17 protein-coding genes are annotated in these 22,193 nt (G+C 61.5%); 8 read left to right on the top strand and 9 right to left on the bottom strand.

Features of this window, described 5'->3' with window-relative positions; genetic code table 11:
* Nucleotides 1-36: 36 nt before the first annotated feature.
* Both HX807_RS03290 and HX807_RS03285 read right to left on the bottom strand, forming a co-directional pair.
* Nucleotides 37-612 carry an ANTAR domain-containing response regulator gene (locus HX807_RS03290; RefSeq protein ID WP_003219125.1) on the bottom strand — a complete coding sequence of 192 codons (576 nt, stop codon included), beginning with the start codon at nt 610-612 and terminating at the stop codon, nt 37-39.
* A gap of 12 nt (nt 613-624) precedes the next feature.
* On the bottom strand, nt 625-1,824 hold the full coding sequence (locus HX807_RS03285) for a CmpA/NrtA family ABC transporter substrate-binding protein (RefSeq protein ID WP_003219123.1): 1,200 nt from the start codon (nt 1,822-1,824) through the stop codon (nt 625-627).
* Nucleotides 1,825-2,060: 236 nt separating this feature from the next.
* Here HX807_RS03285 and sctC point away from each other — a divergent pair, with 236 nt between their 5' ends.
* The 4 genes from sctC (at nt 2,061) to HX807_RS03265 (ending at nt 5,647) form a co-directional block, all read left to right on the top strand.
* Nucleotides 2,061-3,524: a type III secretion system outer membrane ring subunit SctC gene (gene sctC / locus HX807_RS03280; protein ID WP_177049226.1), complete on the top strand. Its 1,464-nt coding sequence runs from the start codon at nt 2,061-2,063 to the stop codon at nt 3,522-3,524.
* A 169-nt stretch (nt 3,525-3,693) separates the two neighbouring features.
* The gene (locus HX807_RS03275; protein WP_023659087.1) at nt 3,694-4,071 is read left to right on the top strand and encodes a winged helix-turn-helix domain-containing protein; all 378 of its coding nucleotides are present in this window, start codon (nt 3,694-3,696) and stop codon (nt 4,069-4,071) included.
* A complete protein-coding gene (locus tag HX807_RS03270) occupies nt 4,068-4,535 on the top strand; it encodes a transglycosylase SLT domain-containing protein (RefSeq protein WP_003219119.1) in 468 nt (155 codons plus the stop codon). The genes HX807_RS03275 and HX807_RS03270 overlap by 4 nt, the downstream gene beginning before the upstream one ends.
* A gap of 86 nt (nt 4,536-4,621) precedes the next feature.
* Nucleotides 4,622-5,647, top strand: a complete 1,026-nt coding sequence (locus HX807_RS03265; RefSeq protein ID WP_003219118.1) for a quinone-dependent dihydroorotate dehydrogenase — start codon at nt 4,622-4,624, stop codon at nt 5,645-5,647.
* 120 nt (nt 5,648-5,767) lie between these two features.
* On the opposite strand, the gene rmf is transcribed toward HX807_RS03265, so the two are convergent.
* Complete coding sequence (rmf, locus tag HX807_RS03260; protein WP_002553055.1) at nt 5,768-5,983, bottom strand: ribosome modulation factor; 216 nt, start codon at nt 5,981-5,983, stop codon at nt 5,768-5,770.
* 531 nt (nt 5,984-6,514) lie between these two features.
* Between rmf and rlmKL the strand changes: the two genes are divergently transcribed.
* Both rlmKL and HX807_RS03250 read left to right on the top strand, forming a co-directional pair.
* Nucleotides 6,515-8,779, top strand: a complete 2,265-nt coding sequence (gene rlmKL / locus HX807_RS03255) for a bifunctional 23S rRNA (guanine(2069)-N(7))-methyltransferase RlmK/23S rRNA (guanine(2445)-N(2))-methyltransferase RlmL (RefSeq protein WP_177046121.1) — start codon at nt 6,515-6,517, stop codon at nt 8,777-8,779.
* A 141-nt stretch (nt 8,780-8,920) separates the two neighbouring features.
* A complete protein-coding gene (locus HX807_RS03250) occupies nt 8,921-11,320 on the top strand; it encodes a diguanylate cyclase (RefSeq protein ID WP_177028693.1) in 2,400 nt (799 codons plus the stop codon).
* Nucleotides 11,321-11,456: 136 nt separating this feature from the next.
* Here HX807_RS03250 and dacB read toward each other — a convergent pair whose 3' ends face one another.
* On the bottom strand, nt 11,457-12,917 hold the full coding sequence (gene dacB, locus HX807_RS03245; RefSeq protein ID WP_003219103.1) for a D-alanyl-D-alanine carboxypeptidase/D-alanyl-D-alanine-endopeptidase: 1,461 nt from the start codon (nt 12,915-12,917) through the stop codon (nt 11,457-11,459).
* 236 nt (nt 12,918-13,153) lie between these two features.
* Here dacB and HX807_RS03240 point away from each other — a divergent pair, with 236 nt between their 5' ends.
* Complete coding sequence (locus tag HX807_RS03240) at nt 13,154-13,498, top strand: YggL family protein (RefSeq protein WP_003219101.1); 345 nt, start codon at nt 13,154-13,156, stop codon at nt 13,496-13,498.
* Nucleotides 13,499-13,552: 54 nt separating this feature from the next.
* On the opposite strand, the gene HX807_RS03235 is transcribed toward HX807_RS03240, so the two are convergent.
* Nucleotides 13,553-14,743, bottom strand: coding sequence for a benzoate/H(+) symporter BenE family transporter (locus HX807_RS03235; RefSeq protein WP_008437554.1), 1,191 nt, complete (start codon nt 14,741-14,743; stop codon nt 13,553-13,555).
* A gap of 328 nt (nt 14,744-15,071) precedes the next feature.
* On the opposite strand from HX807_RS03235, the gene HX807_RS03230 reads away from it, so the two are divergent.
* Nucleotides 15,072-15,836, top strand: a complete 765-nt coding sequence (locus HX807_RS03230; protein ID WP_003219095.1) for a GntR family transcriptional regulator — start codon at nt 15,072-15,074, stop codon at nt 15,834-15,836.
* A 138-nt stretch (nt 15,837-15,974) separates the two neighbouring features.
* Here HX807_RS03230 and guaD read toward each other — a convergent pair whose 3' ends face one another.
* The 4 genes from guaD to xdhA form a co-directional block, all read right to left on the bottom strand.
* Nucleotides 15,975-17,279, bottom strand: coding sequence for a guanine deaminase (guaD, locus tag HX807_RS03225; RefSeq protein ID WP_177049224.1), 1,305 nt, complete (start codon nt 17,277-17,279; stop codon nt 15,975-15,977).
* Nucleotides 17,280-17,286: 7 nt separating this feature from the next.
* Entirely contained in the window at nt 17,287-18,129 is an 843-nt protein-coding gene (gene xdhC / locus HX807_RS03220) for a xanthine dehydrogenase accessory protein XdhC (RefSeq protein ID WP_003219091.1), read from the bottom strand.
* 123 nt (nt 18,130-18,252) lie between these two features.
* On the bottom strand, nt 18,253-20,652 hold the full coding sequence (xdhB, locus tag HX807_RS03215; RefSeq protein WP_003219089.1) for a xanthine dehydrogenase molybdopterin binding subunit: 2,400 nt from the start codon (nt 20,650-20,652) through the stop codon (nt 18,253-18,255).
* Nucleotides 20,645-22,093, bottom strand: a complete 1,449-nt coding sequence (gene xdhA, locus HX807_RS03210; protein WP_008437558.1) for a xanthine dehydrogenase small subunit — start codon at nt 22,091-22,093, stop codon at nt 20,645-20,647. Before xdhA ends, xdhB begins: the two co-directional genes overlap by 8 nt.
* Nucleotides 22,094-22,193: the final 100 nt, after the last annotated feature.

Below are 22,193 nucleotides of genomic sequence, written 5' to 3'. Positions count from 1 at the left end.
TACCTAAATAACGGATATACACCCCGCCCCCCCCTCTCACCCCAACAACTCACTCATCGCAATAATCTGCTCCGCCACCTGAATCAGCTTCTGCTGCCGACTCATCGCCTGACGCCGCATCAGCGTGTAGGCCTCTTCCTCATTACACCCCTTCATTTTCATCAACAACCCCTTGGCCGTTTCGATCCGCTTGCGTTCGGCCAACTGCTGATCCCGCGCCTGCAACTGCGCGCGTAGCGCCTGGTCACTCTCGAACCGCGCCATCGCCACATCCAGAATCGGCTGCAACCGCTGCGCCTGAATCCCCTCGACAATGTAGGCACTCACCCCGGACTTGATCGCCTGACGCATCACCCCCGGATCATGCTCATCGGTAAACATCACAATCGGCCGTGGCTGGTCGCGACTCACCAGCACCACCTGCTCCATCACATCGCGTCCCGGCGACTCGGTATCGATCAAAATCACGTCCGGGCGCACCGCTTCGACCCGCGCCGGCAAGTCGATCGTCAACCCCGACTCATCGATCACCTCAAACCCGGCCTCGGTCAACGCAGCCTTGAGCCGCCCGACCTTGCGCGGTGTGTCATTGATCAACAGGATTCGTAGCATGGGTTCCTCCTGTCAGCGCAAGGCCTGGCGGCTGGCAACATCTGCCATGGCATGCAGGCGAAAGCTGCGGGCATACCCGGCCGGGTCCGAACCGTCCCAGATTTTTCCGTCGATCAACTGGCTGCTGCGCATGGCCTCGCCACCGGCAGGCACGCCCACGGCGCTGGCCGCCTGGCGATAGATGTCCAGTTGTTGCACACGCCGGGCAACGCCGAGGTAGTCCGGGTCCTCCCGCAGCAGGCCCCAGCGGCGGAACTGGGTCATGAACCACATGCCATCAGACAGGTAGGGCAGGTTCACCTCGCCGTCGCCATAAAAACGCAGCGCGTGGGGATCCTGCCAGTGGTTGCCGAGGCCGTCATCGTAGTCGCCGAGCAGGCGCGGTTCGATGCAATCGAGCGGGGCGTCGAGGTACTGCGGGGCGCTCAGCAACTGTGCAGTGGAGCGGCGGTTTTCCGTGCTCTGTTCGATAAAACGGCTGGCCTGCAGGATCGCCATCACCAGTACCCGGGCGGTATTGGGGTATTGCTCGACAAATGCCTGGGTGCAGCCGAGGACTTTTTCCGGATGGTCCGGCCACAGTGCCTGGGTGGTGGCCAGGGTAAAGCCCTGGTTCTGCTTCACCGCACTGGCGCACCAGGGCTCGCCCACACAAAAGCCGTCGATGCGCCCGGCTTGCAGGTGCGCAACCATCTGCGGCGGCGGCACCACCACACTGTCCACATCCTGCAGGGGATGGATGCCCTGGCTGGCCAGCCAGTAATACAACCACATGGCGTGGGTACCTGTGGGAAAGGTCTGGGCGAAGGTGAGTTTTGTTCGGCTTTGGTGCACGTGGCGGTCCAGTGCCTCAGGACTGGTCACCCCCAGCTGTTGCAGGCCACGGGACAGGTTGATGCTCTGGCCGTTCTGGTTCAGGCCCATCAGCACCGCCATATCGGTGGGTGCCACGCCGCCGATGCCCAGGTGCACGGCGTAGATCAGGCCGTACAGGCTGTGGGCGGCGTCCAGTTCGCCGCTGACCAGGTTGTCCCGCAGGCTGGCCCATGATGACTGGCGCCTGAGATTCAAGGTCAGGCCATAGGGCTGGGCGAAGCCCTGGGTGGCGGCGACCACCACCGAGGCGCAATCGCTCAGGGCCATGAAACCCAGGTTGAGGCTGCTCTTTTCCGGGGCATCGCTGCCGTTGACCCAAGCCAGGGGATCACTCATCAATACGTACCTTTCATAAAAAAACGCCGTTCCGTCGGGTACTCAGAGGAAGAGCCCGGGGTAACGACGTCTGTGTCCTTGAGCCCGTTCCGCCGTTGGCGCGAGCTGCGATAGACAAGGCAAAGCAAGGCACATGCCACGATGCGCACAGGATGGGCTGGGCGTCAGCTTTCCATCAGGATTGAAATTGGCCTGCCTCGCAGTATGGCCGCTCTTTCAGCCCGGGCCATGCAGGCATGTTCAGCCACCTTCACCGTTTCTCGACGCTGCTTTTCGGCCTGGTGCTGCTGGGCAGCCCCGGCGCGTTCGGGGGCTCCTACCAGGCCCGTGATGAAAGCCTGCACACTTTTTTTACCGCGTTGTCCCTGCCGCTGGGGCAGCCGATCGTTGTCAGTCAGGCGGCAGCTCGCAAGCGCATCAGCGGGGCGTTCGATTTCGACTCGCCCCAACCGCTGCTGGAGTCGGTCGCCCAGCAGCAAGGCCTGATCTGGTACACCGATGGCCAGGTGCTTTACCTCTATGACGCCGACGAGGCGAAAAGCTCGGTAGTGACCCTGCGGCATATCTCGGTCGACCTCCTGCGCGGGTTCATGCGCCGTTCGGGGCTCGAAGAGGCGCGCTACCCGCTGCGTGCGAGTGGGGCGCGGGTGTTCTACGTGTCCGGGCCGCCGAACTATGTCGACCATGTGCTGCGCCTGGCCCAACTGATGGACCGCCAGCGTGCGGAACTGCGCCTGGGGCCGCAGCGGATCGGGGTGGTGCAGGTGCTCAACACCCACGTTGCAGACCGCGAGTACAACATGGGCGACAGAACCGTCACGGTGCCGGGCATGGCATCGATGATCGAAAAACTGCTGGCCGTCGAGCAGGAGAGTGCGTCCCCGCGGCAACCCGGATTACTGGCCGACAAGAATATCTCGGTGCTGGCGTACCCGGACACCAACAGCCTGCTGATCAAGGGCAAGCCCGCGCAGGTGAGCTTTATCGAAGGTCTGGTGGCAGAACTGGACGTACCGAAGCGCGCGGTGGAGGTTTCGATGTGGCTGGTGGATGTGGACCGCGATGAGCTCAAGAAGATCGGCGCGACCATGCACAAGGGGGCGGACAAGCCTTCAGCTACCCGGGTCATGGCACCCATCGAGGACGAAGCATTCATGCAGCGGATCACCGCCTTGGAGTTGCGCAGGCGAGCGAGGGTCACGACGTTGCCGGTGATTCTCACCCAGGAGAATGTGCCCGCGGTTTTCAACGACAACCAGACGTTCTATCTGCCCCGGCCGGGTGAAGAACACGACGAATGGCAACCGGTGGTCTTTGGTACGCAGGTCAGTGTTCTGCCGCGCTTCGCCGAGGCGAATGAAATCGAGATGCTGCTCACCGTCGAGGACGGCCGCCAGATGGGCAAGGCTGCCAGTCGCGACAAACCCTCGGCGGGGGTGGAGCGGATGGGGATCAACACGGTGGTGCGTGTGGCTCCGGGCAGGCGATTGCTGGTGGGGAATTTTCAGCGCGATACCGGCACAGCCTTGCTCGGACGCTACAACGGGCCCATGGCCAACAGTGTGCGATTGTTTGTGATTCAGGCGACGGCGGTCGCAAATGTGCTGCATACCGCTGCCGAGCCGGGGCAGGCGCCGCCGTTGACGCGCTCCCAGCATGAGCAGGTGAAGCGGGCATTTAACCGGGTGACCGAAGGATAAGAACGTTGGTGGCGCGCCTGGGCGGGCATCGCCGAAAGGTCCTACGTGCCCAGTCTGAAAAAATCAGTGCCTATGGGGTTTTTTCCTCTCCTATACAGCGAGTGGGCTTTTTATAGTCGCGACCTTCAGGAAACCAGTGTTGGAAGGTGAGTTGGGTGCGGAGGTACGAATGGCCGTGGTGAACGATGGGGTACTGGCTACCCCCATGGTCTTTGAGCGCTGGACGTTGCACGGTGACGGTAGATTGACCAGTGAAGACTCGGATATTCAACTCCCGCCCAAGGAGTGGCAGGTGTTGCGCCTGTTGCTGTCCTCGGCCGGAGTGCTGGTGACCAAGGACCACTTGCTGGAACAGGCATGGCCCCATAACGAGGCCACGGAAGAGTCCCTGACCCGTTGCATCTGTTCGCTGCGCAAATATTTGAAGGGCGGCAAGGGTCTGATCAAGACGGTATACGGCAAAGGGTACCGGGTGACCTGTGCGGTCAGGATGACCAGCCTGACGGTGGGCGCTGTCTGTTCCACCTGCGGTCGGGGGCAGGCATGAGCAGCGCCCGGTGCAAGGGGGCGCTGCTGCTGATGCTCACGCTCGGCTTCGGCAATGAAGCCCGGGCGTATTGCTGGGCCGAGGCTGCCAGCCGATACGGCATGGAGCCGGAATTGTTGCAGGCCATCGCCGCAGTGGAGTCGGGCTACCGCGCCAAGGCCATGAATTACGCCAACAACAACGGCACCCGTGATATCGGGCTGATGCAGATCAACAGCATTCACCTGCCGCGCCTGCTCAAGGAGGGCATTACCGAGCAGCGCTTGCTGGATGAGCCTTGCCTGTCGGTGGAGGTGGGGGCGTCGATCCTTGCCGACTTCGTCAAACAGTTCGGCTACAACTGGACAGCGATCGGTTCCTACAATGTGGGCGGCGGGCCCGGGCCTCAGCGTGAGGCCCTGCGTCTTCGCTATGCGCAAAAAATCTGGGCCCGCTATGAGGAACTGATGACGCACCGTAACTGACGATTGGACGGCACGCCTCGCATGCAGCCCGTCACCCCGGCTATAATCGCCGCCACCTTTCGCCGCCATCCGAGTCAAGCCCGCCCATGTATACCCTGGCCCGCCAGCTGTTGTTCAAACTCTCTCCGGAAACTTCCCACGATCTGTCCCTGGACTTGATCGGTGCCGGTGGCCGCCTGGGGCTCAATGGCCTGGTGTGCAAGGCCCCGGCGAAAATGCCGGTGTCGGTGATGGGGCTCGATTTCCCCAACCCGGTAGGCCTGGCTGCGGGTTTGGACAAAAACGGCGCGGCCATCGACGGTTTTGCGCAGCTGGGTTTTGGCTTTGTCGAAATCGGCACCGTGACCCCACGGCCGCAGCCGGGCAACCCGAAGCCGCGGATCTTCCGCCTGCCGGAAGCCGAGGCGATCATCAATCGCATGGGCTTCAACAACCTGGGTGTGGATAACCTGCTGTCACGGGTTCAGGCGGCGAAGTACACCGGTATCCTCGGGATCAATATCGGCAAAAACTTCGACACGCCGGTGGAGCGTGCGGTGGATGACTATCTGATTTGCCTGGACAAGGTCTACGCCCACGCCAGCTACGTCACGGTCAACGTCAGCTCGCCTAACACCCCGGGCCTGCGCAGCCTGCAGTTTGGCGACTCCCTCAAGCAACTGCTCGAAGCCTTGCGTCAGCGCCAGGAAGATTTGGCTGTGCGCCACGGCAAGCGTGTGCCCCTGGCAATCAAGATTGCCCCGGACATGAACGACGAAGAGACCGTACTGGTGGCCCAGGCCCTGGTGGATTCGGGCATGGATGCGGTGATCGCCACCAACACCACCCTGAGCCGCGTCGGTGTCGAAGGCCTGGCGTATGGTGACGAAGCGGGCGGCTTGTCCGGTGCGCCGGTACGCGACCAGAGCACCCACATCGTCAAGGTGCTGGCGGCCGAGTTGGCAGGGCGCTTGCCGATCATTGCCGTGGGTGGCATCACCGAGGGCAAGCACGCGGCCGAGAAAATCGCCGCCGGCGCGAGCCTGGTGCAGTTGTACTCCGGCTTTATCTACAAGGGCCCGGCGTTGATTCGCCAGGCGGTGGATGCGATTGCGGCATTGCCGCGCGGCTGACAACAGGCAATAAAAAGGGCTCCTTGAAGGAGCCCCTGGGCCGAAGCCCGCCGCCCGGATGGGGCGTGCGTGGTTAAGTGGTTGCGTATTCGTGCTGGTGTCGGAATTAAATGCCCTTGATTAGCCGACGGCGTGAAGTTCGTTGAGTCTGTGGATTCCCGCAGTGCCAGTCATACCGTCCCAGTTGTCGCCGCGTCCTTCTCGCCAGCCGTTGATCCAGGCTTGGCGTACCGACGGTAGAGTAAATGGGCAAAGCTCACGGGATTTGCCATGAACGCCATATTGATATCCGCGTAAAAATGCTCTTTCCAACGGATCACGCTTAAGTCTTCTCATAGGGTGTTTCCCTCACTTGTTGACTGTCTTGATATCCTTCGGCCTCGTCCGAGGCCGGGCAGAGTTTTTCTGCCGTTGGTGCGCTCGCTGCCGGCGTGGCGAGCTATGTGTTGGCGTCGTTACGGCGCCAACCTGTGTTGAGTTCTAACCAATAGGTCACATGGATTCAATGATCGTTTTGTCATAAGCACGTAACGATAATGATGCTATAGCCATAAGCTGGGATGGCTTTTCGCCCCTTTTGTTGGGCAAACCCAGCTATGATGTGCCCTTCAAAGAGGATGGGTTTAATCCTTTAGTGAGAATGTCCGCCTGTTGCAGTCGGTTATTATTCGACGAAGGGTCGGAATGTTTCTTCTTGTTGCTTCAAATACTTGAACTGCCCCGTCGATAAAGGCCCGAAAGGCCGGTAGCCGGGGTGGAACGGCACATTCGTGCCACACGAGCGTTCTTCAAGAAAAGCGCTTGATTGAAAACCGAACGCGCGATGCGTCGCCCGTTCACTTATTGCTGAAAAGCCTGGAATGCCCCATGTCGGACCGTTTTGAACTCTTCCTCACCTGCCCCAAGGGCCTCGAAGGCCTGCTGATCGAGGAAGCCGTGGGGCTTGGCCTTGAGGAAGCCCGCGAGCACACCTCGGCCGTGCGCGGCATGGCCGACATGGAGACCGCCTACCGCCTGTGCCTCTGGTCGCGCCTGGCCAACCGCGTGTTGCTGGTGCTCAAGCGCTTCCCGATGAAGGACGCCGAAGACCTGTACCACGGGGTGCTGGACATCGAGTGGGAAGACCACATGCTCGCCGACGGCACCCTGGCCGTTGAATTCAGCGGCCATGGCTCGGGCATCGACAACACCCACTTCGGCGCGCTGAAGGTCAAGGATGCGATTGTCGACAAGCTGCGCACCCCGACCGGCGAACGTCCATCCATCGACAAGATCAACCCGGACCTGCGCATCCACCTGCGCCTGGACCGTGGCGAAGCGATCCTTTCCCTTGATTTGTCCGGCCACAGCCTGCACCAGCGCGGCTACCGCCTGCAGCAGGGCGCGGCACCGTTGAAAGAGAACCTGGCGGCGGCGATCCTGATTCGCTCCGGCTGGCCGCGCATCGCTGCCGAAGGCGGCGCGCTGACGGACCCGATGTGCGGCGTCGGTACCTTCCTGGTGGAAGGCGCGATGATCGCCGCCGACATTGCGCCCAACCTGAACCGTGAGCTGTGGGGTTTCACCGCCTGGCTTGGCCACGTTCCGGCGCTGTGGAAAAAACTTCACACAGAGGCCAGCGAACGTGCCGCCATCGGCATGGCCAAGCCACCGCTGTGGATTCGTGGTTACGAGGCGGATCCTCGCCTGATCCAACCCGCCCGTAACAACATCGAACGCGCAGGCCTTAGCCACTGGATCAAGATCTACCAGGGCGAAGTCGGTACCTTCGAGCCGCGTCCGGACCAGAACCAGAAAGGCCTGGTGATCTGCAACCCGCCGTATGGCGAGCGTCTGGGTGATGAAGCCAGCCTGTTGTACCTCTATCAGAACCTCGGCGAGCGTCTGCGCCAGGCGTGCCTGGGCTGGGAAGCGGCGGTGTTCACCGGTGCTCCGGACCTGGGCAAGCGCATGGGCATCCGCAGCCACAAACAGTATTCGTTCTGGAACGGCGCCTTGCCGTGCAAATTGCTGCTGATCAAGGTCACCCCGGACCAGTTCGTCACCGGCGAGCGTCGCACCCCGGAACAACGCCAGGCCGAGCGCGAGCAAGCGGCCTACGACCAGGCGCCGACCGAGCCGCAAGAGCGCCAGTACAACAAGAACGGGAACCCGATCAAACCCGCCCCGGCCCCAGTGGTCGAGCAGGCGCGCTTGAGCGAAGGCGGGCAGATGTTTGCCAACCGCCTGCAAAAGAACCTGAAACTGCTGGGCAAGTGGGCCAAGCGCGAAGGCGTCGATTGCTACCGTGTGTACGATGCCGACATGCCGGAATACTCCATGGCCATCGACCTGTACCACGACTGGGTCCACGTCCAGGAATACGTGGCGCCGAAGTCGATTGACCCGGAAAAAGCTTCGGCACGCATGTTCGATGCCCTGGCGGCCATTCCCCAGGCGCTGGGCATCGACAAGAACCGTGTGGTGGTCAAGCGTCGCGAACGCCAGAGCGGCACCAAGCAGTACGAGCGCCAGAGCGCCCAGGGCAAGTTCACCGAGGTCAGCGAAGGCGGCGTCAAGTTGCTGGTCAACCTGACCGATTACCTGGACACCGGCCTGTTCCTCGACCACCGTCCAATGCGCATGCGCATCCAGAAAGAGGCGGCCGGCAAACGCTTCCTCAACCTGTATTGCTACACCGCTACCGCGAGTGTGCACGCCGCCAAGGGTGGCGCGCGCAGCACCACCAGCGTCGACCTGTCGAAGACCTACCTGGACTGGGCGCGCCGCAACTTCTCCCTCAACGGTTTCTCCGACAAGAACCGCCTGGAGCAGGGCGACGTGATGGCCTGGCTGGAAGCCAGCCGCGATGAGTTCGACATGATCTTCATCGACCCGCCGACCTTCTCCAACTCCAAGCGCATGGAAGGCATCTTCGACGTGCAACGCGACCACGTGCAGTTGCTGGACCTGGCCATGGCGCGCCTGGCACCGGGCGGCGTGTTGTACTTCTCGAACAACTTCCGCAAGTTCCAGCTGGAAGACAACCTCGTCGAGCGGTATGCCGTCGAAGAGATCAGCGACAAGACCATCGACCCGGATTTTGCGCGTAACGCCAAGATCCATCGGGCGTGGAAAATCACCGCGCGCTGATCACTGCGTTCTGAAGCCGCAGGCCCGGATCATTCCGGCCTTGCGGCTTTTTTTTGCGCTGGTCAAACGCAAGTCCTGTGGCTATAACTTAGGACCTGGCCAAAGTGACGCACCCGCACGCTGGCGTTCCGAGTCTTGTCTATGCCGCTGCATGCCGTCCGCCCGAAAATCCTAGGCTTTATCAGTGAGCAGGTGTCGGCGTGGCTGGTGGCGGTGGTGGTGTTGCTGGCCGGTATCGCGCTGACGATTGTCGTCGCCTGGGCCGCGTCCGAGCTTTACCAGCAGCAGATGCGCCAGCGCTTTCAACTGCTGGTCAACGAGCGCTACAGCCGTCTCCAGGAGCGTTTCGAGGACCAGGAACAACGCCTGGGCAGCCTGCGGCGGTTCTTCGTCAATTCAAATACAGTCTCGCGCAAAGAGTTCGAAGGGTTCGCGCAGCCCTTGCTGTTGCGTACCCGCGCCTATGCCTGGGCACCCCGGGTTTTGCGTGACCAGCGCGGTGCGTTCGAGCAGGCAATCACGGCGGAGCGCGGTGCGAATTTCTCCATTCGTGAATTGAATGCGGCGGGCGAACTGACCCCGGCGACTGATCGCGATGAGTATGTGCCGGTGTTGTACAGCCAGACCCAGAGCATTCTCGGCTCGCCGCTGGGTTTTGACCTGTTGGCCCAGCCACTGCGGCGCTCGACGGTGGAGCGTGCGCAACAGTCAGGGAAGATGGCGGTGTCCCAGCCCATGCAACTGGTGGGTGTGGAGCCGGCCTATGCCATGGGTGTATTGCTGGTAGCACCGGTCAGCCGGGCACCGACGACACAAGTGCCCAACAGTGAACCTTACGGCTACGTCATGGCGGTGATCAGCATGCGCCAGCTGGTGGCCGATGGCTTGCCCAAGGCCGCACGGGACAACCTGGTGATGCAGATTGTCGACACCTCCGATGCAGAGCAACGGGTGTTGTACGAATCCAGCAACCCCGTGGCAGACAGTGACCTGGTGGCAGCACGCCGGCTGACGCTCGGCGACCACGTCTACGCCTTGAGCCTGCGCCCCAGCCAGGTGTTCCAGCAGGGCAATCACTCGTCGCTGGTCAGTATCCTGGTCATGGGCAGCCTGCTGAGTGTGCTGCTCAGTGCGTTGCTCTACGTGGTGGTCAGCCAGCGCCAGCGCGCATTGAAGCTGGTGGAGCAGCGCACCGCCCAATTGCGTCAGCGGGAACAGGAACTGCGAGGCACCCACGGCCAACTGCGCAGCGTGCTCAATGCGGCCACCCAGGTGGCGATCATCGCGACGGACTTGCGCGGTGTGATCACCACCTTCAACGCCGGCGCCGAGCAGATGCTGGGCTTTGAAGCACAAGAGGTACTGGGCCACCTGACCCTCGAAAGCCTGCACCTGGCCCCCGAGCTGGAAGCCCGTGCCGCGCAATTGAGCGCAATCCTCGGCAAGCGCATCGCGCCAGCCCAGGCGATGCTGGTGGACAGCGCCGATGCAGTGCATGAGGCCCGCGAGTGGACGCTGGTGCGCAAGGACGGCAGCCAACTGACGGTGAACATGCTCGCCACTGTTCTGCTGGACGAGCATGGCCTGTGGGTCGGGCACCTGGCGATCTGCCTGGATGTCACCGAGCAGAAGCGCGCCTATGAGGCACTGGCCGCGCGGGACCGCCTGCTGAAGAAACTCAGCGCCCATGTGCCCGGCGGTATTTTCCAGTTCATCCTGGAACCGAACAATGTCTCGCGTTTCATTTATGCCAGCGATGGCATCCGCGACATCTACGAAATCGAGCCTGGGGTGTTGCAGCAGGATGCGCGAAAGGTCTTCGAGCGGATTCATCCGCTGGATGTCGAGCGGGTACGGGAGTCCATTCGCCTGTCCACCCTGCAACTGAGCCATTGGCGTGAAGAATACCGGGTGCAGTTGCCCCATCGGGGGCTGCGCTGGGTTCGCGGTGAGGCGACGCCGGAAGAGCTGGCCGGTGGCGGTACGTTATGGCATGGCTATGTGTCGGATATTTCCGATCTCAAGCGGGTCGAGGAAGAGCTGCGGGCGCTGTCGATTACCGATTCCCTGACCGGCATTCATAACCGACGCTACTTCCAGGACCGGCTGAAGGCCGAGATGATCCGGGTCAAGCGTGCCTCGGGGGCGTTGTCGGTGATCATGTTCGACATCGATCACTTCAAGCGCATCAACGACCAGCATGGTCACGCGGTGGGTGATGAAGTGCTCAAGGAGTTATGCCGGCGCATCAGCCAGCGGTTACGACGCACGGATGTGTTTTGCCGGCTGGGCGGCGAGGAGTTTGTGGTGCTGTGCGCCAATACCGACGGCAGCCAGGCGTTCAATGTTGCCCTGGAGTTGTGGCAGGCGTTGCGCGGTGAGCCGATGGAAGGTGTCGGCACGGTGACGGCGAGCTTCGGGGTCGCCAGTTGGCGGGTCGAGGAGGGCGTCGACAGCTTGTTGCTGCGGGCGGATTCGGGTGTCTATGCCGCCAAGCAGGCGGGCAGGGACAGGGTTGAGGCAGAGCGGGTGCTTGCCTGAAGTGCACGGCCATTCAAGCTATTAGAGATCAATGTGGGAGCTGGCTTGCCTGCGATAGCATCACCTCGGTATTCCTGATAGACCGAGGCGTATACATCGCAGGCAAGCCAGCTCCCACATTTGATATTTGCTGCTGTTAGAGGACCGGGGCCGCCGCCGCCAGTTTCGGCTGGCGATACAGGTCCAGCAGCACCTGGTCCAGTACCGAGGACGCGCCCCACGGTTTCGGATCGTTGAGAATCGCCACCACAGCCCAGGTATTGCCATTGTTGTCGCGGCTGAACCCGGCAATCGCCCGCACGGTGTTCAGGGTGCCGGTCTTGACGTGGGCTTCGCCGCGCATGGCCGTGGTCTTCAGGCGTTTACGCATGGTGCCGTCGGTGCCGGCAATCGGCAGCGAACTGATGTACTCCGCCGCGTACGGGCTTCTCCACGCCGCTTGCAGCATGGTCGCCATCTCGCGGGCGCTGACCCGTTCAGCACGGGACAGGCCGGAGCCGTTCTCCATCACAAGGTGCGGCGCGGTGATGCCTTTTTTCGCCAGCCACTGGCGCACCACGCGCTGGGCGGCCTTGGCGTCGTCGCCGTCGGCATCGGTGCGGTACTGCGCACCCAGGCTCAGGAACAACTGCTGGGCCATGGTGTTGTTACTGTATTTGTTGATGTCGCGGATGATCTCCGCCAGGTCCGGCGAGAACGCACGAGCCAGCACTTTGGCGTTCTTCGGTACCGGCGCCTGGATGTCGCGGCCCTGGATGCTGCCGCCCAGTTCCTTCCAGATCGCCCGAACGGCGCCGGCGGTGTAGGTGGCGTGGTCCAGCAACGACAGATACGTCTGCGAACTGCAGCCGTCCGCCAACTGGCCGCTGACGGTCACGGTGACGCTGCCGTCGGCGGCGGTCATCGGGCTGTAGCGCACATCGCCGGTGCATTGCTTGGCGTTGGAGACCTTGACCTGGTTGTCGATGCGGATGCTCGCAATCGGCGGCTCGACCGAGACCAGCACCTTGCCCGAATCATTGCGGGTGACGAAGCGCAGCGCCTTGAGGTTGACCATCAAGGCATCGGGCTTGACCAGGAACGGCTTGTTCTCGTCGTTGCCGTCGTCATTGAACTCCGGCAGTTGCGGCGGGATGAAGAAGCCACGGTCCAGCACCAGGTCGCCGGTCACTTGCTGCACGCCATTGGCCCGCAGGTCGCGCATCAGCAGCCAGAGTTTTTCCATGTTCAGCTTGGGGTCGCCGCCGCCCTTGAGGTACAGGTTGCCGTTCAGGATCCCGCCGCTCAGGGTGCCGTCGGTGTAGAACTCGGTTTTCCACTGATGGTTGGGACCGAGCATTTCCAAGGCCGCGTAGGTGGTGACCAGCTTCATGGTCGAGGCCGGGTTGACCGACACGTCGGCGTTGAACACGGTAGGTGTGCCCGGGCCATTGAGGGGAATCATCACCAGGGACAGGGCATTGTTTTGCAGCTTGGCTTTCTGGAGGGCTTCCTGGACCTTGGGCGGCAGGGAAGTGTTGATCGGGGCGGCGGTAACGGAAAAGGCCAGGGGCAGAAGAAAACTGGCGAGTAACAGTGGACGCAAAGATTTGATCATAAGAATTAAAACCCTACTGCTGAGGGGGTAAAAAGGTGAGGGGTATGTACGAAAAATCCCTCAATGGTCATGAAAGTGTCGGCATTATGCCCCAAGGCTGTCGCACTTGTGGCTGAACGATAGCTGCAATTGGCGGTTTTTTTTACTGGCACTCTGCCGCCTGTCCCAGAGAATCGGGCAAAGGCCTGCTTAAACTGCTAAAGTGCCGCCCGTTATTACTTAAGAGGATTGTTCCAATGGCGACTAACCGTTCCCGGCGTCTGCGCAAAAAACTGTGCGTTGATGAATTTCAAGAGCTGGGTTTCGAACTGAACCTGGACTTCAAAGAAGGTTTGGACGATGAAGCGGTTGACGCTTTCCTCGAAGCATTCCTCACTGAAGCGATGGACGGCAACGGCCTGGACTACGTCGGCGGTGATGACTTCGGTCTGGTTTGCAAAGCCACCCGTGGTTCGGTCAACGAAGAACAGCGTGCCGCTGTTGAAGCGTGGCTGAAGGCTCGTCCAGAGCTGACCCGCGTTGAAGTCAGCGCCCTGCTGGACGCTTGGCACCCAGAAAAGCCGATTAACCCGGCAGTCTGATGTCATGAAAAAGCGACCCGCCCGGGTCGCTTTTTCGTTACTGGGTCTAAAGAATCAGGCCTTGCGCCAGTTCAGAATCACCAGCGTCAACACCCCCGCGACAATTCCCCAGAACGCCGAACCGATGGAAAACAACGTCAACCCCGACGCTGTGACCATGAAGGTGATCAACGCAGCTTCCCGTTCCCTGGGTTCATTCATGGCGATGCTCAGGCCATTGATGATCGAGCCAAACAATGCCAGTGCCGCAATCGACAGCACCAGTTCCTTGGGCAGGGCGGCGAATAACGCGGCCAATGTCGCGCCAAACACCCCGGCGATCCCGTAGAAAATCCCGCACCAGACCGCGGCGGTGTAGCGCTTGTTGCGATCCTCATGGGCATGAGGGCCGGTGCAGATCGCCGCGCTGATGGCTGCCAGGTTGATGCCATGGGAGCCAAACGGCGCCAGCACCAGCGAGGCCAGGCCGGTGGTAGTAATCAATGGCGACGCCGGTACGTTATAGCCGTCGGCCCGCAGCACCGCGACACCCGGCATGTTCTGCGAGGTCATGGCCACCACGAACAGCGGGATGCCGATGCTGATGGTCGCGGCCAGGGAGAAGTGCGGCGTGGTCCACACCGGCGTTGCCACTTCCAGGTGAAAGCCACTGAAATCCAGCAGCCCCATCAGCCCGGACAGTGCCGTGCCGATCAGCAGTGCCGCGAGCACGGCATAACGCGGCGACAGGCGCTTGATGACCAGGTAAGTGAAGAACATCCCCAGTACCAGCCCGGTACGGTGCTGCGCGGCGACGAAAATCTCGCTGCCGATCTTGAACAGAATCCCCGCCAGCAAGGCCGCCGCCAGGGACGCCGGGATGCGCTTGACGAGTTTTTCGAAGCTGCCGGTCAGCCCACAGATGGTCACCAGCACCGCGCAGGTGATGTAGGCGCCGATGGCCTCGCCGTAGCTGACGCCGCCCAGGCTGGTGATCAACAGCGCCGCGCCCGGTGTGGACCAGGCAATGGTGATCGGCGTGCGATAGCGCAGGGACAGACCAATGCTGCACACCGCCATGCCGATGGAAATCGCCCAGATCCACGAGGAAATTTGCGCGGTGGTCAGGCCCGCTGCCTGGCCAGCCTGAAACATCAGCACCAGGGAGCTGGTGTAGCCGGTCATCATGGCAATGAAACCGGCGACGATGGCCGAAGGCGAAGTGTCGGCCAGTGGGCGTAATCGCGCTTGGGGGACGTCGGACATGGGCGGTGTTCCTTTTACCGGGCTGTCTGTAGGAGCGAGCTTGCTCGCGAAGGTCGTTAACGATGACGCTGGCACCCTGAATGAATGCGCTGCCTGGACGTTTTTCGCGAGCAAGCTCGCTCCTACAAAGGAGAAAACGTGGAATCAAGCCTAAACTCAAACGTAACGATTCATTGCAATACAGCCGGCGCCGCAAACAGCCGTACAGTGTGTTGGCGCACTGGGTTGTGTACAATGTGCGCTGATTTTACGCGATACTTGCCAGCGACCCTCTGTGCCGTATTACAGTCAACGTCAATTCGCCGCCGTTCTCCCGACCCGAGTGCCCATGAACGAACAGTTGCAGCCCCTCAAGAAACAGCCGCGAGCCGGTAAGGCCGGTCGCAGTGGAACCCAGGACGATATCGTCTACGCGCATATCTTCGAGGCGATCCTCGAACAACGCCTGGCGCCCGGTACCAAATTGAGTGAAGAAGCGCTGGGCGAAATCTTCGGCGTCAGCCGCACCATCATTCGCCGCGCGCTGTCGCGCCTGGCCCATGAAGGCGTGGTACTGCTGCGGCCCAATCGTGGTGCGGTAGTGGCCAGCCCGAGCGTCGAGGAAGCCCGCCAGGTATTCCTCGCCCGGCGCCTGGTGGAGCGTGCGATCACTGAATTGGCGGTGCAGCATGCCACGGCCGAGCAACTGGCCGAGCTGCGGCAGATGGTCAACGACGAGCGCGACAGCTTCTCCCGGGGCGATCGCGGCGCGGGCATCCGGCTTTCCGGCGAGTTCCACCTGAAGCTGGCCGAGGCGGCGAAGAATGCCCCGCTGATCAGTTTCCAGCGCAGTCTGGTGTCCCAGACCTCGTTGATCATCGCCCAGTACGAAAGCGGCAACCGCTCGCACTGTTCCTACGATGAGCACACGCAGTTGATCGACGCGATCGAAGCGCGGGATGCGGATTTGGCGGTGAACCTGATGATGCATCACATGGATCACATCGACAGCAAGCTCAACCTCGATGAGGAAAGCGCTTCTGACGATCTGCATGCAGTGTTCTCGCATCTGTTGCAGACAAAGAAGCCGGGGCGCTCGTCTGTAAAACTGTAATTTTCCAGGCTCGCCACTAACCAAATGTGGGAGCGGGCTTGCTCGCGAAGGCGGTGGATCAGTCAGCACATCCAGCGACTGACACACCGCCTTCGCGAGCAAGCCCGCTCCCACATTTGTTTTGTTGTACCTGTTAAATCAGCGTTGGTGCACCAATTGCCCCGCCGCATACGTCTGCAACACCGCCCGGTCATCCCCCAGTGTCATCAACACAAACAACGTCTCGGCGATGTTATTGGCCTGCTTCAGGCGATAGCTGAGCAGCGGGGTGGCGTTGTAATCCAGTACCAGGAAGTCCGCATCAGTGCCGGGTTGCAGCGTGCCGATCTTGTCTTCCAGACGCAGCGCCCGCGCACCACCCAGGGTCGCCAGGTACAACGACTTGAACGGACTCAAGCGCGCCCCTTGCAGTTGCATCACCTTGTACGCTTCGTTCAGGGTTTGCAGCAGCGAGAAGCTGGTGCCACCGCCGACGTCCGTACCCAGGCCGACATTCAGCTTGTGCTTCTCGGCCATCGGCAGGTTGAACAAACCGCTGCCCAGGAAGAAGTTCGATGTCGGGCAGAACGCGACTGCCGAACCGGCTTCTGCCAACCGCGCGCATTCGTCGTCGCACAGGTGCACACCGTGGGCGAACACCGAGCGTTCACCCAGCAGTTTGTAATGGTCGTACACGTCCAGGTAGCCCTTGCGCTCCGGGAACAGTTCTTTCACCCATTCCACTTCCTGCAGGTTTTCACTGATGTGAGTCTGCATGTAGAGGTCCGGGTATTCCCCCAGCAGCTGTCCGGCGAGGGTCAGTTGTTCAGGTGTACTGGTCGGTGCGAAACGTGGCGTCACCGCGTAGTGCAAACGGCCCTTGCCGTGCCAGCGCTCGATCAGCGCCTTGCTCTCCGCGTAGCCGGATTCGGCGGTGTCGGTCAAATAGTCCGGCGCGTTGCGGTCCATCATTACCTTGCCGGCGATCATCCGCAGGTCGAGCTTCTCGGCCGCTTCAAAAAACGAGTTCACTGACTGCGGGTGCACGCTGCCAAATACCAGCGCGGTGGTGGTGCCGTTGCGCAGCAGTTCCTTGATGAAAATATCCGCGACTTCTTCGGCGTGGGCCTTGTCGGCGAACTGGCTTTCACACGGGAAGGTGTAGGTGTTGAGCCAGTCCAGCAACTGCTCGCCATAGGCACCGACCATGCCGGTCTGCGGCAGGTGGATGTGGGTGTCGATCAGGCCGGGGGTGATCAGCGCGTCCTGGTAATGGGTGACTTCGATGTCGGCGGGCAGGCTGGCGAGCAAGTCGCAGGCATGGCCAAGGGCACTGATCTGGCCGTTGTCGATCACCAGCAGGCCGTCCTCGAAATATTCGTAGGAGGCTTCGATCCCCACTTCGGCAGGGTCGGCGATGCTGTGCAAAATGGCGGCACGGTAGGCTTTGCGTGTCAAAGGCATGGTCGTCTCAGTTAGTCGCTTGGCTGCGGCGGGATACCGGCAGCAGTTTGGCAATGGGTTCGGCGCTCGCAGTGTGCTGGCCGAAGTTGGCGTTATAGGTGGCGATGATTTCGCCGGCGATGGAGATGGCGATTTCCACAGGCAGTTTGCCTTTGACCTCGGTCAGCCCCATCGGGCAATGCATGCGTTGCAGTTGCGCGGTGTCGAAACCGCGATCCCGCAGGCGGTGTTCAAACTTGACGCGTTTGGTCTTCGAGCCGATCAGGCCGAAGTAGGTGAAGTCATTGCGCTTGAGCAGGGCGGCGGTGAGTTCCAGGTCCAGCGCGTGGTTGTGGGTCATGACGATGCAGTAACTGCCCACAGGCAAGTGGTCGATTTCATCCACCGGCTCTTCGCTGACGATTTTACGCACGCCTTGGGGGATGTGTTCCGGGAATTCCTGTTCCCGGGAATCGATCCAGCGTACCCGGCATGGCAGGCTGGCCAGCAACGGCACCAGCGCGCGGCCCACGTGGCCGGCGCCGAACACCGCGATCTGCGCCTGCACCTGGCCCATGGGTTCGAACAACAGCACCGTCACGCCGCCGCAGCACTGGCCCAGGCTGGCGCCGAGGCTGAAGCGCTCCAGGTGGGTGTTTTGCTGGCCGCGCACAAGCATGTCCCGGGCGATCTGCATCGCCTTGTATTCCAGGTGCCCGCCACCGATGGTGTCGAACGTCTGGGCGGCGCTGATCACCATCTTCGAACCGGCGTTGCGCGGCGTGGAGCCGAGCTCTTCGATGATGGTCACCAGCACGCAGGGTTCACCCTGGTTCTGCAGGTCGGCGAGGGCGCTGATCCAGTTGTTCATGTCTACCTCAGCATCTCTGTTGTCAGTTCGACCGCCTTCGCGAGCAAGCCCGCTCCCACATTTGATTGGGTTCACACATCAAAATGTGGGAGCCGGGCTTGCCCGCGATGGCAGCGCCTCGGTCTAGAGCGAAGCCAGCTCGGTTTCCGTTTCCACAGCTTTTGCAGCGGTCAGTTGGCGCATCTGCTCACAGCCCCACAACACCCGCTCCGGCGTCGCCGGTGCATCGATCTTCGGCTGATGGCGATAGTCACCCAGGCTCGCCACGGCGTCCTTGATCGCACACCACGAGGCAATACCGAGCATGAACGGCGGCTCACCCACGGCCTTGGAATGGAACACCGTGTCTTCCGGGTTCTTGCGGTTTTCCACCAGCTTCACCCGCAGGTCCAGCGGCATGTCGGCCACCGCCGGGATCTTGTAGCTGGCCGGGCCGTTGGTCATCAGCTTGCCCTTGTTATTCCACACCAGCTCTTCCATGGTCAGCCAACCCATGCCCTGGATGAAGCCGCCTTCGACCTGGCCGATGTCGATGGCCGGGTTCAGCGAGGCGCCCACGTCATGCAGGATGTCGGTGCGCAGCATCTTGTACTCGCCGGTCAGCGTGTCGACGATCACCTCGCAACAGGCCGCGCCGAACGCAAAGTAGTAGAACGGCCGCCCACGTGCCTGGCTGCGGTCGTAGAAGATTTTCGGGGTCTTGTAGAAGCCCGTGCTGGAGAGCGACACCTGGGCGAAATACGCCTGCTGGATCAGCGCTTCAAAGGTCAGGATGTGATCGCGGACCCGCACATGCCCGTTGTGGAATTCAACGTCGGCCTCGCTGACTTCATACTTGCGCGCGGCAAATTCCACCAGGCGCTGCTTGATGGTTTCGGCGGCATTCTGCGCGGCCTTGCCGTTCAAGTCGGCACCGCTGGAAGCCGCCGTCGGCGAGGTGTTGGGCACCTTGTCGGTGTTGGTGGCGGTGATCTGCACGCGGTCGATTTCCACCTGGAAAATCTCGGCCACCACCTGCGCGACCTTGATGTTCAACCCCTGGCCCATCTCGGTGCCACCGTGGTTCAGGTGGATGCTGCCGTCGGTGTAGATATGGATCAGCGCACCGGCCTGGTTGAGGAAACTGGCGGTGAAGGAAATGCCGAACTTTACCGGTGTGAGTGCCAGGCCTTTTTTCAGGATCGGGCTGTTGGCGTTATAGCGACGGATCGCTTCGCGGCGCTCGAAATACTGGCTGCTTTGTTCGAGTTCGGCGGTCATCTCTTCGAGCATGTTGTGCTCGACGGTCTGGTAGTAGTGGGTGACGTTGCGCTCGGTCTTGCCGTAGTAGTTGGCCTTGCGCACGGCCAGCGGGTCGAGGGCCAGGTGTCGGGCAATCGCGTCCATCACTTCTTCGATGGCGACCATGCCTTGGGGGCCGCCGAAGCCGCGGTAAGCGGTGTTGGAGGCGGTGTTGGTCTTGCAGCGGTGGCCGTTGACGGTGGCGTCGCCCAGGTAATACGAGTTGTCGGAGTGGAACATTGCGCGGTCGACAATCGAGTTCGACAGGTCCGGTGAGCAACCGCAGTTGCCCGCCAGGTCCAGGTTGATACCGTGCAGCCGGCCACTGTCGTCGAAGCCTACGTCGTACTCGATATAGAACGGGTGGCGCTTGCCGGTCATCAGCATGTCTTCGACACGCGGCAGGCGCATTTTGGTCGGCTGGCCGGTGAGGCGTGCGACCACCGCACACAGGCATGCCGGGCTGGCAGCCTGGGTTTCCTTGCCGCCAAAACCACCGCCCATGCGGCGCATGTCGACCACGATTTTGTTCATCGATACGTCAAGTACTTCGGCCACCAGCTTCTGTACTTCGGTGGGGTTTTGCGTGGAGCAGTAGACGATCATGCCGCCGTCTTCGGTGGGCATCACCGAGGAGATCTGGGTTTCCAGGTAGAAGTGTTCCTGGCCGCCGATGTGCAGGGTGCCCTGGATACGGTTCTTCGCGGTCGCCAGTGCGCCCGCCGAATCACCGCGCTGGTGGGTGTGGCTGTCGAGCACGAAATGTTTTTTGCGAAACGCCTCGACCACGTCCAGCACCGGCTCCAGGTCTTCGTATTCGATCACAGCGGCCATCGCCGCCTTGCGTGCGGTTTCCAGGTCGCGGGCGGCGACGGCCAGCACCACCTGGCCGACGAACTGCACGGTGTCGATGGCCAGCAACGGGTCGCCGGGCATCAACGGGCCGATGTCTTTCAGACCCGGCACGTCTTCGTGGGTGATGACGATGCGCACGCCTTCAAATGCATAGCAGGGCGCGGTGTCGATGCTGAGGATCTTCGCGTGGGCACGGTCCGACATGCGTGCGTAGAGGTGCAATTGGTTGGGGAATTCCAGGCGGTCATCAATGTACTGCGCTTCGCCCGAGACATGCTTGGCGGCGCTGTCGTGCTTGACGCTGCGACCGACGCCGCTGGTCAGGTCCTTGGCAAACAGTTCGGCGAGTTCGGCCTGGGATTTTTCCACGGCGTGATGGTTAGACATAAGCGGTCACCCGAGTCTCGATGTGCGGCGTTTGCAGTTCGATGAAGTATTTGCGCAGCAGGTTCTGTGCGCTGAGCAGGCGGTATTCCTTGCTGGCGCGGAAGTCCGACAGCGGGGTGAAATCCTCGGCCAGGGCCGCGCAGGCTTTTTCCACGGTGGCGGAATTCCAGGTGGCGCCGTTCAGTACGGCTTCGCAGTTCTTCGCGCGTTTTGGGGTGGCGGCCATGCCGCCGAACGCCACGCGGGCATCGTCGATCACACCGTTAGTCATCTTCAGGTTGAAGGCCGCGCAGACGGCAGAGATGTCATCGTCCAGGCGCTTGGAAACCTTGTAGGCGCGGAACAGCGGCACGCCTTTGGGCACGATGATTTTCTCGATGAATTCGCTGTCCTGGCGGGCAGTGACGCGGTAGTCGATGAAGTAGTCTTCCAGCGCCAGGGTACGGCGTGTGTTGCCCTTGCACAGCACGATCTGCGCGCCGAGGGCGATCAGCAGTGGCGGCGAGTCACCGATGGGCGACGCGTTGCCGATATTGCCGCCCAGGGTGCCCTGGTTGCGGATCTGCAACGAGGCGAAACGGTGGAGCAATTCGCCGAAATCCGGGTATTCGTGGTTGAGCGCGCTGTAGCAATCGGACAGGGGAGTGGCGGCGCCGATTTCCAGGCGGTCGTCGAAGCTTTCGATGCGCTTCATTTCTTCGATATTGCCGACGTAGATCATCACCGGCAGCGTGCGGTGGAACTGGGTGACTTCCAGCGCCAGGTCGGTGCCACCGGCCAACAGCCGGGCTTGTGGATAAGCGTCGTAAAGGTCCGCCAGGTCGGCGACGGTCAGCGGCACCAGGCAGCGTTTGTCGCCGCTGTTCAACTCGCCGGTTTGCGTCGGGGCGATGGCTTTCAGGCGGGCGATGGTGTCGGCCTGGCGACTGTCGAACTGGTCCTGGGGCTTGTTGCAGCAGGCCTGTTCGGCGGCCGCAAGAATCGGGCGATAGCCAGTGCAGCGGCAGAGGTTGCCGGCCAGGGCTTCGTGCGCCTTTTGGCTGTCGGGTGCATCACTGTTCTTTTGCAGGGCGAACAGCGACATCACAAAGCCCGGGGTGCAGAAGCCGCATTGCGAACCGTGGCACTCCACCATGGCCTGTTGCACGCTGTGGAGTTGGCCCTGGTGCTTGAGGTCTTCGACGCTGATCAGTTGTTTGCCATGCAGGGACGAGACAAACGTCAGGCACGAATTGAGGCTGCGATAGCGAATCTGCTCGGCGCCCTGATCGTCGGTGTGCAACTCGCCGACTACCACGGTGCAGGCGCCACAGTCGCCGCTGGCGCAGCCTTCCTTGGTGCCGGATTTGCCCAGATGCTCACGCAAATAGTTGAGCACAGTCAGGTTCGGGTCCAGGGCGTGCTCGCTACGGAGCTCCTGGTTTAGTAAAAACTGGATCACGGAAGGCCTCGCAGACTCATTATTGTTGTTAACCGCTTTGCGCCGAATCTAGTCATGTCTGACTTTTCGGTCAACGATTTTCTGACCGAAAGGTCAAGAA

The organism is Pseudomonas sp. D8002 (genome assembly GCF_013385695.1).
Taxonomy (GTDB): domain Bacteria; phylum Pseudomonadota; class Gammaproteobacteria; order Pseudomonadales; family Pseudomonadaceae; genus Aquipseudomonas.
This window is presented reverse-complemented; position numbering and strand designations above follow the sequence as displayed.